Below are 12,412 nucleotides of genomic sequence, written 5' to 3'. Positions count from 1 at the left end.
ACGGGCGGCCGGACAGGGCGGGCGCCCGGCGTCCCGGCCGGCGCGCTCTCACCGCCGAGTGTGCGGAAGCGGACGTTGCAACCCCGTTGCACCGGCGCACAGTTCCGCCTCCAGCGCGTCGAGCCGGGCGCGCACGGGTGCCAGTTGCGCCGCCGGCACCGCCGCGCACAGCGCCCGCCACACCTCCACGTCCTCCTCGCCCCACGCGCTGTACGCCCAGTCCGCGAGCAGCCGCGGATCCGCCCGCGCCACCAGCGCCGCCCGCAGCCGGTCCGCCAGCCGTTCCCGCAGCCGTACGACCCCGGGCGCGGTCGACCCCGGCAGCAGCGGGCCCGCGTACTCCCCGGCGGCCGCCGCCACGGCCCCCGAGGCGAGGCGCCGGTCCACCGCCGCGAAGTCCGCGTCCACCGGCACGGCGAGCCGGTACGGACGCGAGCACAGCAGCTCCGGACCGAGCACGGACCGCAGCCGCGACAGCTCCGCCCGCAGCGTCACCGGCGTGACCGACTCGTCCTCGTAGAGCAGCGTCAGCAGCTCCCCGCCCGTCACGCCCTCCGGGCGGTGCGCGAGCACCACCAGGATCTCGCTGTGCCGCCGGCTCAGCGACAGCCGCCGCCCGTCCACCGTCAGCAGCGCCTCGTCCCGGCCCAGCGCGGTCAGCCGGAGCCGCCCGGACGGCGGGGGAGGGGCCAGCAGCGCCAACTGGGCCTCCGCCGCCCGCGCCACCGCCCGTACCAGACCGAGACTGTGCGGGTGCGCGAGCGGCGCGCCGCCCGTGAGATCGATCGCCCCCAGCAGCCGCCCGCTGCGCGGGTCGTGCACCGGCGCCGCCACACACGTCCAGTCCTTCACCGGCGGCCGGAAGTGCTCCGCCGACACCACCTGCACCGGCCTGCCGACGGCGAGCGCCGTCCCCGGCGCGTTCGTCCCCGCCGCTGCCTCGGCCCACCCCGCACCGGCCACGAAGTTCATCCGCCGCGCCTGCCGCAGCGTCGCCGGATCCCCCTCCACCCACAGCAGCCGCGCGCCCGCGTCGCACACCGCGAGCAGATGCCCGCCGTCCCGGGCGTCCGCGCCGAGCAGCTCCCGGATCACCGGCATCGCCGCGGCCAGCGGATGCCCCTCCCGGTACGCCGCCACCTCCGCTTCCTCCAGCTCCGTCGGCGCCGCCCCGTCCCGGCTCACCCGGGCCCGCTCGGACCGCCGCCACGACTCCGCGACCAGTGCCCGCACCGCCTCCCGCGCTCCCGATCCCGGCTCCGGCTCGCGCGGCCCGCTCCTCCGCGTCGTCGCCTCGCTCAACTCGGCCTCCCCATCGAGGACGTACGGCTTCCAGGCGCACATCGTCGTGGCCCCGCCCGCCGCCGACAAGGACCCGGCCGGCATCGCATATGCCGCATATCCGGGAGTCGCCGACCCGGTGCGCGCCGCACCGCGCGCCCGGCGACACACGGCCCGTCGTCCGCGCCGGGACGGCACCCAGCGGATAGCGTCGGCCGAGGCGCCCCACGCCGCGCGCTCCCAGCCCGGACGAAGGAAGGCAGTCGCAGTGTCCCGGAACCGCCGCTTGATCCTGAGCCCGCCTTCCCGCGTGTGGGGCCTGCTCTCCGACGGCCACCGCTACGGCGAGTGGGTCTCGGGCACGCAGCAGATCCTCGCCGCCGACCCGCACTGGCCCGACGTCGGCGCCCGCCTCCGCGTCCGGGTCGGCGTCGGCCCGGTGACCCTGGACGACACCTGCGTCGTCCGCATCAGCGAGCCCGAACGCCGCCTGGAGCTGGAGGCGAAGGCCGATCCCTTCGGCGCCGCCCGCATCGCCATGAACCTGATCCCCTGGGGCGAGAACACCCTCTTCCTCCTGGAGTGGCACACCCTGAGAGGCCCCGGCACCCGCATGCACGGCCTGCCCGTCGACTACCTGGTCTCCATCCGCAACGGCATGATGCTGACGAAACTCGCCCGCATCGCCGTACGCGAGCAGAGGAACGCGGCCACACACGTCTGACCCGCGGCGGACGCAGCCGCTCGACGAATGTCCGGAAGCCCTTGGCGAGCGGGAGTTCGATGTCCTCCTCCACGTCGAACCATGTGACGGACGGTTCGCCGGACTCGCCGCAGGTCCGGTAGCCGAGGGCGATCCAGTGGTGGCCGTCACCGGAGAGCGGGACGAGGGGCGACGGCAGGCCCCACTCCTCGACCAGATCGCGCGTGCCCAGCAGGGACAGCCAGTCGTCGGACGGGCCGATGCCGAGGACGCTGTCGAGCGGGACGTGGTCATCGCTCCACGACGTCTCCGTCTCCGTCGAGAACGCGTTCCACCGGTCCGCCACCGGGCCGCTTGAGCTCCAGCAGCCCGTCCGGCAGCCGGAGGCCGAGCCGGTGCCAGGCGTCCCGGCGGCCGCGTCGGTCAGGGGTTCTCGTCACTCCGGGGCGACGTGCCGAGGAAGCGGATGTGGGGGCGGCCGTCCTGCGCGGGGTGGGTCACCTCGGCCCGGACGCCGTAGACGTCCGCGATCAGGCGTTCGGTGAGGACGTCGGCCACCGGGCCCGCCGCCGCGATGCGGCCCTCGCGCAGGACGACCACGTGGTCGCAGTACATCGCCGCGAGGTTGAGGTCGTGCAGGGCCATGACGCACGTCAGGCGCAGGTCCGCGACCAGGGCCATCAGGTCGAGCTGGTGCTGGACGTCGAGGTGGTTCGTCGGCTCGTCGAGGAGCAGTTCGCGCGGTTCCTGGGCGAGGGCGCGGGCGAGCTGGACGCGCTGGCGCTCGCCGCCGGAGAGGGTGCGCCAGGTGCGGTGCGCCCGGTCGGTCAGACCGGTGCGGGCGAGCGCGGAGCGTACGGCCTCCTCGTCGGCGGCCGTCGCCGGGGACCACGCGCGGCGGTGCGGGACGCGCCCGAGGCGTACCGCGTCGGCGACGGTGAGGTCGACCTGGGTGTCGGCGTGCTGCTCGACGACGGCGACCCGCCGGGCGAGCGTGCGGCGCGGGACGGCACGCAGGGGGTCGCCGTCGAGGGTGACGACTCCGACGTCCGGGGTCAGGACGCCCGCCAGGACGCGGAGCAGCGTGGACTTCCCCGAGCCGTTCGGGCCCAGCAGCCCGGTGAGCGTGCCCGGGCCCGGTGCGAGGCTCACGCCGTCCAGGATCAGCGCGCCACCGGCGGTGCGGGAGACGTGCGCGGCGCGGAGCCCCGGGCCGCCGTCGGTGCGCGGGCGCGTGTCCGTCATCGGGTGCTCCGGGTGCGGTACAGGACGAGGACGAACGCGGGGACGCCGACCAGCGACGTCACCACCCCGACCGGGACTTCCTGGGGATCGAGGACGGTACGGGCCAGGGTGTCGGCCCACACCAGGAAGACCGCGCCGGCCAGCGCTGTCAGGGGCAGCAGCCGGGCGTGACCGGGGCCGGCGAGCGCCCGGACCGCGTGCGGCAGGACCAGGCCGACGAAGCCGATCGCACCGGCCGCGGCGACCAGGACGGCGGTCAGCAGGGCGGTGACCGAGAGGAGGACCAGCCGGGTCCGGGCCACCGGCACGCCGAGCGTCGCCGCCGCGTCCTCGCCGAACGCGAAGGCGTCCAGCGTACGGGCGTGGCCGCCGCAGACCAGCAGCGCGACGGCGAGCACGGCCGCGCACACCCCGGCGTCGGCCCAGTCGGCGCCGCTGAGCGAGCCGAGCAGCCAGAAGAGGACGCCGCGGGTGGTCTCGGCGTCCGCGGCGGTCATCACCACGAACGAGGTCAGCGCGGAGAAGAGCTGCATCGCCGCCACCCCCGCCAGGACGACGCGGTCCGTCGAACCGCCCAGGGTGTGGCTCAGCAGCAGGACCAGGCCGAAGGAACAGAGCGCGCCGAGGAAGGCGCCGCCGGCGACGGACACCGCACCGCCGCCCACGCCGAGGACGACGACGGCGACCGCCCCGGTCGAGGCGCCCGACGAGACACCGAGCACGAACGGGTCGGCGAGCGGATTGCGCAGCAGCGACTGCATCACCGCCCCGCAGACCGCGAGCCCGGCACCGCACACGGCGGCGAGGAGCGTACGGGGCAGCCGCAGGTCCCAGACGATGCCGTCCCGGATCGGGCTCAGGCCCGACGGGCTGCCGCCCAGGTGGGAGGCGACCACGGACCAGGCGTCGGCGACGCGGATGTCGGCCGGACCGACGGTGAGGGCGAGCGCCACGGACGCGCACAGGAGGAGGACCCCCACCGCGCCGGCGACCGGCGGGAGCGCGCGGGACGGGCGGAGGAGCGGCGGAGCGGGGGCGGCCTCGTCCCGTTCCTCGGCGCGGACGGTCTTCGCCGCCGGCGGCGTCACTTGGCGAGCCCGTACGTCCGCAGCGCGGCGGCCACCTGCTCGATGCCCTCGACGGTGCGGATCGTGGGGTTCATGGCCTGGCCGCTGAGGATCACGTACCGCTTCTTCCGCACCGCCGTCATGTTCCGCGTGACGGGATGGGACTCCAGGAACTCGATCTTCTTCGCGGCGCTCTCGGCCGACTGGGCCTTGCGGGTCAGATCGGCGATCACCAGCACGTCGGGATCGCGGTCGACGACCGTCTCCCAGTTGATCTGGGGCCACTCCTCCTTGGTGTCGTCGAAGACGTTCTTCACGCCGAGTTCCCGGCTGACGATCCCCGGCGCGCCGCAGCACCCGGCCATGTACGGGCCCTGGGAGTCGGAGAACCAGTAGAGGACGGACGCGTCGCCGAAGTCGGCGCCGGCCTTGGCCTTCGCCACCCGGGCGCGGAGCTCTCCGACGAGCTTCTCGCCGCGCTCGGGGACGCCGAAGATCCTCGCGAGGTCGCGGACCTCGCCGTACACGGTGTCCATGGTCAGCGGGGCGGTCCGGACGCCGTCGCCGTCGCCGCTGTTGTCCTTGCCGACGCAGTCGGCGGGGGAGAGATAGGTGGGCACGCCCAGCTGCGTGAACCGCTCCCGCGGCGCCACGCCGCCCTTGCCCAGCGTGTAGAGGAAGGAGGCGCTGACGAAGTCCGGCTCGGTGTCGAGCACCTTCTCGAAGGACGGGTACCGCTCGGCGAGCCGGGGAACCGTGGCGTTCGCCTTCTCCAGGCCCTTGAGGACGGGGTCCGTCCAGGTGGCGGTGCCCACCATCCGGTCGGCGAGGCCGAGCGAGAGCAGGATCTCGGCCGAACCCTGGTCGAGGGCGACCGCACGGCGGGGAGCCCGGGCGACCTCGACCCGCTGCCCGCAGTTGTCGAGGCCGACGGGCCGGTTGCCGGAGTCCGCCCCCTTCCCGCCGGCCGGAGCGTCCGGCGAGGCCGGACCGCCGCCGGCGCAGCCGGCCACGAGGAGACCACCGGCGACGAGCAGCACGGCGGAACGGACGGAAGGTGCGAAGGGCACGGTGAGGAGTCCTCTGCGTCACGGCTCATGCGCGGAGCCTGTCGTACGGTGCTCCCCGGACGACGACCGGCGCCCCCCGGGTGCCAGCAGGTCTTCGGACTCGGGGTCAGCCGGACGGAACGCCTTCCCAGGCCCCTCGGGGGCCCAGTGGCCGATGTCCCGCCCGTCACCCTCACCGCTGCGCGTCAGCTCCGGATTCCCACCGGATTCCCTGACCCGCGCACGTACCGCGTCGGCACGTGCGGAGGTACGACTGGCCTGGGCAAGCTACCACAGAGCGATCTTGGACCCGCCCGGCCGCCCGTCGAGGGCCCGGCGGGCGTGGACTCACCGCCGACCCGCGACCTCCGCCAGGGCGTTCTTGACCTCCTGGGCCACGCGGGCCGCGTCGTCCGGGTTGTTCACCACGTCGGTGTTGTTCATGTCGACGACGAGGACGTCGCTGGCCGAGTAGTGCCGGTGCACCCACTCGTCGTAGCCCGACCACAGCGTCCGGTAGTACTCGACCAGGCTCTCGTCCTGCTCGAAGTCGCGCCCCCGCAGCCCGATGCGGTGCAGCACCGTCTCGAAGTCGGCCTTGAGGTAGACCATGAGGTCGGGTGCCTTGCGGTAGGGCAGGCCCTCGATCTCGCGCATCATCTCGTCGAGCAGCCCCTCGTACACCTGCATCTCGAGCGAGCTGATCCGCCCCAGGTCGTGGTTGACCTTGGCGAAGTACCAGTCCTCGTAGATGGACCGGTCGAGCACGCTGTCGTCCTGCTTGTACGCCTCCTTGATCGCGGCGAACCGCGTCTGCAGGAAGTACAGCTGGAGGAGGAAGGGGTAGCGCTTGGCCTGGATCTCCTCGGGGCTCGCCGAGTAGAACAGCGGGAGGATCGGATTGTCGTCCACGCTCTCGTAGAAGACCTCGGTGCCCAGCTCCTTGGCCAGCAGTTCGGCCACGCTGGTCTTGCCGATCCCGATCATGCCACCGACGCAGATCACCGGCATACCTCACTTCTCCCTGGGGTTCTTCTGTTCGTGGACGGGGAGCCGGCCTCCCGTACCTCGCGGACCGGACCGTTCTCGTCGACCGGTGGGCCGGGCCGTACCGCGGCCGCCGCTCCGAGCGACGGGTCGCGGCCCCACGGCCGCCATGAATCCTAGATGACGATCCGACCTGGGCGGGCCGGTGCCGGTCGCTGACCGCCGCCGAAGAAGCCGAGGCTGCCGGTGTGCCGGGAGCGGTCGCCGCGCGGGTGGGCGGCGTCGGAGCGGTCGGCGGGAGCCGAGAGCGCGGCGAGGGACCGCAGGGTCGCCAGACCGGCCAGCACGTCGCGCCGGTTCCCGGCGGACTTCGTCCAGGCGGGCAGCCGGGCGAACATCGACAGCGTCGGGGAGGCGTGCCGCACGCGGTGGTGTGCGCCGACGTACGCGGCGAGGGCGTCGACGTGCTCCTCGTCGTAGGCCCAGAGGACGCGTCCCGCACAGCGCGTCTGGAGCCACAGCGGCTGCCGGAAGAAGGGGTCCTCGGTGCCGCCAGGGCGGGCGCCGACGACACCGCCGCCGCGCCGTTCGGGACGGTGGTCGGCCGCCGCCCCGCACCCGGGGCAGGCCAGCCGGCGCGGGGAGAAGAGCAGTCCGCCGAGGTACTCCGGCGGGGCGAGACCCGGCCGGGGGACGACGAGCGCGCGGCCGCCGCAGCGCGGACAGACCACGAGGATCCGGCGGGTGAAGTGCGCGAGCCAGGTGCCGCGGTCGTGATGCCGGGCGGGTTCGGGGTGCGCGGACGAGGTGCCCATGGCGGCCATCCTCGCCAGCGGCGACCGGTCGGGGCAAGCGGGTGCGGGGCGGGTCCGCGGCGGACCCGCCCCGCGTGCCGTCCGTCAGGGGCAGTTGACCCGGACGTCGGAGGGATCCGTGGTGCAGGTGTCCGTGTTGAGGCCGCCGTTCGCCGTGTCGTTCCCGGCCACCCCGTCCACCGTGTTCAGCGAGTCGTTGCCGTAGTTGCCGAGGAGCGTGTCGGCGCCCGCGCCGCCGACGAGGGTGTCGTTGTGGTAGCTGCCGTCCACCCGGTCGTCGCCCGGTCCCGCGTGGACGGTGTCGTTGCCGAAGCCCGCGTTGACCGTGTCGTTGCCGCTGAGGGCGCAGATCACGTCGCCGCCGTACGTGCCGTTGAGGGTGTCGGCGCCGCTGGTCCCGATGATCGTGCAGCCGCGGGTGTTGCTCACCGTGGTGGCACGGGTCGCGGTGTTGTTGCCCGGTGCGGGGTCGGTCTGGGCGGCGGTGACGGTCGCCGTGTCGGTGAGGGTGCCGGTCCGCGAGGGCTCGGCGACGATCGTCACGGTGGCGGTGGAGCCGGAGGGGCCGCCGGTCGGCGCGAGCGTGCCGATCGCGCAGGTGACCCGGCCCGGGACGGTCGTACAGGTGCCCCGGTCCGTGGTGGCGGAGAGGATGGTCGCCGTGCCCGTCAGGGTGTCGGTGAGCTGCACGCTCGTCGCCGAGGTCGAGGTGCTGTTGTTCGTCACGCGCACGGTGTACGTGGCGGTGTCGCCGATGCCGACCGCGCCCGGCCCGGTCTTCGTCACCGACACGTCCACGCCGGCCGGCGGCTCGATGCCGCCCCCGCCCAGGTACCGGGCCAGGCCGCGGTGGCCGTCGAGGCTGTACGCGGTGCCGGCGAGCCCGGCGGCGACGATCTTGCCGTCGCTCTGCAGCGCCACGCGCGCGGCGGCGTCCGAGGAGCCGCCGAAGTCGGTGGTCACCTTCCCGTCGCCGCCGAAGTCCGGGTCGAGACTGCCGCCGGTGTTGTACCGGGCCAGGGCGAAGTCGCCGCCGTAGGCGCCGGCCGCGACGATCCGGCCGTCGGACTGCAGGGCGACGTCCATCGCGCCGCCGTCCTCGGGGCCGAAGGAGGTGAGGACCCGGCCGTCGCCGTCGAAGCTCGGGTCCGGGGCGCCACCGGTGGTGAACCGCGCCACCAGGAAGGAGTTGCCCTCCTTGCCGGCGACGACGATCCGCCCGTCGGACTGGAGCTCCACGCCCTCACCGGTGCCGAGCCCGGTGGTGACCCTCCCGTCGCCGTCGAAGCTCGGGTCGAGGCTGCCGTCGGGGAGGTAGCGGGTCAGGGCCAGACCGCCGGCGTATCCCGCCGCCACGATCCTGCCGTCGGCCTGCGGCACCAGGTCGGCGACCCCCTGGCAGCAGCCGGTGCCGAAGGTGGTGGTGACGCGGCCGTCGCCGTCGAAGCCGGGGTCCGGGACGCCGGAGGAGTCCCAGCGGACCAGCGACCACACGCCGTTGCTCGACCCGCCGGCGACGATCCTGCCGTCCGACAGCACCACCACCGACTCGGCGGTCTCGATCGCGTCGACGTCGATCTCGGTGAGGACCTTCCCGCCCTCGCCGAAACTCGGGTCGAGGCTGCCGTCGGGAAGGTAACGGGCCGCCGCCCACGCGCCGTTGCCGCCCCAGTCGGTGGAGCCGCCCACCGCGACGATCTTCCCGTCCGGCTGCAGGGCCAGCCCCCGGCCCTCGTCGTTGTTCGCGCCGACGAAGTCGGTGGTGACGATGCCGTCGCCGCCGAAGGTCGCGTCCAGACCGCCGTCGGTGTCGTACCGCGTCAGCGTGAAGTCCCCGGAGGTCTCCGTGGTGTAGCTGTACCCGATGGTGACGATCTTCCCGTCGGGCTGGATGACCATGCCCTCGGCCCCCGCGTACCCGCCCAGGTCGGTGACCACCCGGCCGTCGCCGTCGAAGGTGGGGTCCAGATCGCCGGGCGCGGCCGTCGCCACCGCGGGCAGGCCGAGGACGAGCGCCAGCGCCGTGGCGCCCACCGCGCCCGCGCGTCCGGCCCGGGGCCAAGGGGATTTCAGGGACATGCGAGACCACTCCGTCCGTCGGATCCTGGGGCCCACAGCTTTCTGCGACGGCGGCGGGCGCCCGGCCCGTGACGGGCCGCACTGCGCCTACTGGACGGCGACGCTCCACCCCCAGGGGTGAGGAGGCCGCGGGAACCCCTCAGCTGCCGTCGTGACGGCGTATCCAGTCCAGGGCCGCGGCACGCTCGGCCTCGGTGGGCGCCGGATTCAGCTGGTCCGGGTAGCGGATCAGGAAGTGCTCGCGCGCCGTCCGCACGCCGATCGCGCGGGCGGCGGGGGAGAGACGGGGGTGCTCGGCGACCTCCTGGGCGCGCTGCCACCAGCCGCGGCTGCGCACGTCGACGGCGTAGTGCCACAGCGGCTGGCCGGCGTCGGCGACACCCACGAGGACCTGGCGGAGCTTGTGCTCGGGGATGCCGGGCGTGCCGATCAGCCGGTCCGCCACGAAGAGGGGGTGCTCCCCGTCGAGGCGGGCCCGGACCAGCACCCAGGTCATCAACTGGCCCACGTCATGGGCCCGCGAGGTCGCGAACTCCCGGAGCGCGGCGGCCTTCGACTCGTCGGGCGCGCCGAGGTGGGTGAGGAGCCGCAACTCGGTCTTCCAGACCGGCCGGGGACCGTCCCACCAGGCGAGCAGCTTCTCCGCCGCCGGGTGCCCCAGGTCGAGGGCGAGGCAGGTGAGGGTGACGAGCGGGTGGCGCCATTCGGTGTACGTGGTCGGGTACTTCTTGGCGAGGTCCTTCATCCGGCGCGGCAGCAGTGCCTCGACCTCGGCCGGACCGGCCAGGCCGTGGGAGTGGAGCAGTTCGAGGCAGAAGCCGAGCCCCTGGAGGCCGGTGCCCGGATCCGCGATCCGCTCCCGCAGCCAGCGCACGTCGCCGTCGGTGAGGGTGCGGTACCGGTGCCACACACGGCCCAGGACGCCCTCGGGAGCGGTCAGGTCGGGGCCGGTGCCGGACAGGAGCCTGTCTCGGGCCGCCTCGTAGCGCTCGATCGCGGCCAGAGCGTCGGCCGGGTCGGTGACCGTCCCGGGCGGGGTCCCGGTGAGGCGGGCGTCCTCGGGGCGGAGGGCTGCCTCGCGTACGAGTTCCACGTGGTCGCGCGCGGTCTGGGCGGTGAGGACCCGCAGGGCCCGCGGCAGCCGTTCGTCGGTGGCGAAGCGGACGGCCAGGAGGCCGGCGTGGGACCGGCCGGCGAAGGCGTCCGCGCCCGTCTCCCGGCGCCAGTCGGCCGTGACCGCCCCGGTCAGCGCCGCCGCCAGCGCCCGCAGGGCGGCCTCCGGCGCTCCATGGGCGTCGAGTTCCGCCGCGAGGACGATCACCGCCCGCACGGCGTCCGGCTCGCGCAGCGACCGGTACAGCGCCAGCCAGGCGGAGACCGCGCCCGGGACGCCCGCGAGCGCGTAGGCGCGGACGACCTCCAGCCCCCGTTCGGACGGCACCTCGGCCACGATGCCCGCCGCCGGGGGACCGAGGGCCGCGACGGTCTCCCACGCCTCCTCACCGCCGTGGCGCAGCAGGGCGTGGAGCAGTTCCCGCCACCCCGTCCAATGGACGAGGCGCCCTGCGTACTCCTCCCGCCACGCGCGCAGGAGCCGTACCGCCTGATCGGGTGTCAGCCCGTCGCGCCGCTCCAGCGCGATCGCGAACCGGGTCGCGCCCGCGAGGTCCCGGGCGCCGTCGAGCTGTTCGTGCAGCCACGCGGCTTCACCCGGGGACAGGGCCCGGTACGCGACGGAACCGGGGCCGCGGCGCACCGGCTCGTCGAGTGCGGTGAGGAACTGCCGTACGCCGTCGGGGTCCCCCGGGTCGGGCAGGCCGTCGTCGCCGCGCACGGTGATCCGGTCCAGGCGGAATGCGCCCTGCGGCCCGCCGTCGAGGACACGGAACCCGGCAGGCCCGGCGCCGAGCCCGGCGGCCACGACCGCGTGGTCACCGCCCCAGTGGAGCAGCAACTCGCCCGTGAGGACACCGGAACGGTCGAAGGCCCGCCCGTGCGACTGCCAGTGCCAGTACGCGAAGGAGACGGGTCCGGCGAGGCCCCGCTCCGCGACGAGCTCAGCGGCGTCCTCGTGCCCGTCGGACTGCGTGTACCGCCCGCGCCCCGGCGGCGGCAGCACGACGAACCCGTCACCGCCGAGCCCCTGCCACCAGGCAGAGATCTCGGCGAGGTCCGAGCGCCGCCGCGTACGGCGGGCGGCTTCGCCGCTTCCGGGGTCGTTCACGTGCATCTCCCTGGATGGGGGGCCTTTCGCGGACGACGTTCGCGTCCACGGACCACCCTGCCACGGGGCACTGACAACCGTTCCCGCCGTGATGGGCCGGAGTTGCGCGGGCGGCGCCGCCCCGTTGTGCCCGGACGTGGCCGGTCGCCGGTAGCGTGCGCCCTGCACAGGTGCTCGAAACAGGTGCTCGAAGGCACGCGGACGGGCGGGGGAGCAGGCATGAGTCGCATCGTCGAGTTGTGGGCCGCCGGTGACGTGCCGGACCGGGACGGGTTGTACCGGGCGGACGGTTCGGCGCGTGCCGTCGAGGTCGACTCCGCCGCGCTGTCGCGGTTCGGCCTGGGCGGGCCGCTCGATCCGGAGGAACTGCTGTGCGGCGATGCCGGGGGTACGACCCCGTACGACATCCATCCCGGGTGCGTCGCGGAACTTCCGGACGGCTCCGGTTTCGTGTGCGGCGGCGACGGCGCGCACGGGTCGGAGGGGTTCTTCGCGCGGCTGGATGCCGACGGGAAACTGGTGTGGGTGGTGTCGATGGCCGACTCCAACCCGTTCGAGAGGGTGGAGGCGGACGGGGTGACCGCCCGGTTCTTCAACAACCTCGGCAACTCGATCGCGATCGACCTGACGGATCCGGCCTTCCGCGTCTGATTCCGCTCGTCGAGGAAGGACGGCAGGCGTGGCGAAGAGCAGGAGGAGGCGCGAGGACGTGTGCGTCGGCCGTGTCCTCGCATGGCACGCCGAGGAAGGGTGGGGCGTCCTGACGTCCGACGCCGTGCCGGACGACGTGTGGGCACACTTCTCGGCGATCGAGGCCGAAGGATTCCGCGAGCTGACCGTGGGCCGGCGCGTCACCTTCACGGTGGAGGAGGCCGAGCAGGACGCCTACCACTGGCGTGCCGTGCGTGTACGGGAGGAGACCGACGAAGAACACCGTCCTTGAAACGGTGCGACCGCCCGAC

11 protein-coding genes and 1 riboswitch are annotated in these 12,412 nt (G+C 74.3%); of the genes, 3 read left to right on the top strand and 8 right to left on the bottom strand.

Annotated elements, in window-relative coordinates; all coding sequences use genetic code 11:
• Positions 1-48: 48 nt before the first annotated feature.
• Positions 49-1,344, bottom strand: coding sequence for a GAF domain-containing protein (locus ACFW1I_RS00200; protein ID WP_384664571.1), 1,296 nt, complete (start codon positions 1,342-1,344; stop codon positions 49-51).
• Between the two features lie 205 nt (positions 1,345-1,549).
• Between ACFW1I_RS00200 and ACFW1I_RS00195 the strand changes: the two genes are divergently transcribed.
• Positions 1,550-2,005 (top strand): SRPBCC family protein, encoded by a 456-nt coding sequence (locus ACFW1I_RS00195; protein WP_384664569.1) that lies wholly within the window; start codon positions 1,550-1,552, stop codon positions 2,003-2,005.
• Between the two features lie 402 nt (positions 2,006-2,407).
• Here ACFW1I_RS00195 and ACFW1I_RS00190 read toward each other — a convergent pair whose 3' ends face one another.
• The 7 genes from ACFW1I_RS00190 to ACFW1I_RS00160 all read right to left on the bottom strand — a co-directional run bounded on the left by ACFW1I_RS00190 (position 2,408) and on the right by ACFW1I_RS00160 (position 11,456).
• Positions 2,408-3,229 (bottom strand): ABC transporter ATP-binding protein, encoded by an 822-nt coding sequence (locus ACFW1I_RS00190; RefSeq protein WP_384664567.1) that lies wholly within the window; start codon positions 3,227-3,229, stop codon positions 2,408-2,410.
• Positions 3,226-4,209 (bottom strand): FecCD family ABC transporter permease, encoded by a 984-nt coding sequence (locus ACFW1I_RS00185; RefSeq protein WP_384664850.1) that lies wholly within the window; start codon positions 4,207-4,209, stop codon positions 3,226-3,228. The genes ACFW1I_RS00190 and ACFW1I_RS00185 overlap by 4 nt, the downstream gene beginning before the upstream one ends.
• A 104-nt stretch (positions 4,210-4,313) precedes the next feature.
• A complete protein-coding gene (locus ACFW1I_RS00180; RefSeq protein WP_384664565.1) occupies positions 4,314-5,366 on the bottom strand; it encodes an ABC transporter substrate-binding protein in 1,053 nt (350 codons plus the stop codon).
• An 88-nt stretch (positions 5,367-5,454) separates the two neighbouring features.
• Positions 5,455-5,579: riboswitch (cobalamin riboswitch) on the bottom strand.
• Positions 5,580-5,693: 114 nt separating this feature from the next.
• Positions 5,694-6,356, bottom strand: a complete 663-nt coding sequence (locus ACFW1I_RS00175; RefSeq protein WP_384664563.1) for a deoxynucleoside kinase — start codon at positions 6,354-6,356, stop codon at positions 5,694-5,696.
• Positions 6,357-6,508: 152 nt separating this feature from the next.
• Positions 6,509-7,147 (bottom strand): hypothetical protein, encoded by a 639-nt coding sequence (locus ACFW1I_RS00170; RefSeq protein WP_384664561.1) that lies wholly within the window; start codon positions 7,145-7,147, stop codon positions 6,509-6,511.
• A gap of 84 nt (positions 7,148-7,231) precedes the next feature.
• A complete protein-coding gene (locus ACFW1I_RS00165; protein WP_384664559.1) occupies positions 7,232-9,226 on the bottom strand; it encodes a calcium-binding protein in 1,995 nt (664 codons plus the stop codon).
• Positions 9,227-9,365: 139 nt separating this feature from the next.
• Positions 9,366-11,456 (bottom strand): hypothetical protein, encoded by a 2,091-nt coding sequence (locus ACFW1I_RS00160; protein ID WP_384664557.1) that lies wholly within the window; start codon positions 11,454-11,456, stop codon positions 9,366-9,368.
• Between the two features lie 213 nt (positions 11,457-11,669).
• On the opposite strand from ACFW1I_RS00160, the gene ACFW1I_RS00155 reads away from it, so the two are divergent.
• Entirely contained in the window at positions 11,670-12,101 is a 432-nt protein-coding gene (locus tag ACFW1I_RS00155) for a hypothetical protein (protein ID WP_384664555.1), read from the top strand.
• Positions 12,102-12,129: 28 nt separating this feature from the next.
• A complete protein-coding gene (locus ACFW1I_RS00150) occupies positions 12,130-12,393 on the top strand; it encodes a cold-shock protein (RefSeq protein ID WP_384664553.1) in 264 nt (87 codons plus the stop codon).
• Positions 12,394-12,412: the final 19 nt, after the last annotated feature.

Origin of the sequence: Streptomyces sp. NPDC058955 (genome assembly GCF_042741435.1) — a bacterium.
Lineage (GTDB): Bacteria > Actinomycetota > Actinomycetes > Streptomycetales > Streptomycetaceae > Streptomyces.
Note: the sequence above shows the minus strand (reverse complement) of the source record. Positions and strands in the feature narration are given on the sequence as shown.

Coding starts and splice junctions, on each gene's coding strand:
- ACFW1I_RS00175 (WP_384664563.1), bottom strand. CDS start 6,356: ATGCCGGTGATCTGCGTCGGTGGCATGATCGGGATCGGCAAGACCAGC.
- ACFW1I_RS00155 (WP_384664555.1), top strand. CDS start 11,670: ATGAGTCGCATCGTCGAGTTGTGGGCCGCCGGTGACGTGCCGGACCGG.
- ACFW1I_RS00160 (WP_384664557.1), bottom strand. CDS start 11,456: ATGCACGTGAACGACCCCGGAAGCGGCGAAGCCGCCCGCCGTACGCGG.
- ACFW1I_RS00170 (WP_384664561.1), bottom strand. CDS start 7,147: ATGGGCACCTCGTCCGCGCACCCCGAACCCGCCCGGCATCACGACCGC.
- ACFW1I_RS00200 (WP_384664571.1), bottom strand. CDS start 1,344: ATGTGCGCCTGGAAGCCGTACGTCCTCGATGGGGAGGCCGAGTTGAGC.
- ACFW1I_RS00190 (WP_384664567.1), bottom strand. CDS start 3,229: ATGACGGACACGCGCCCGCGCACCGACGGCGGCCCGGGGCTCCGCGCC.
- ACFW1I_RS00165 (WP_384664559.1), bottom strand. CDS start 9,226: ATGTCCCTGAAATCCCCTTGGCCCCGGGCCGGACGCGCGGGCGCGGTG.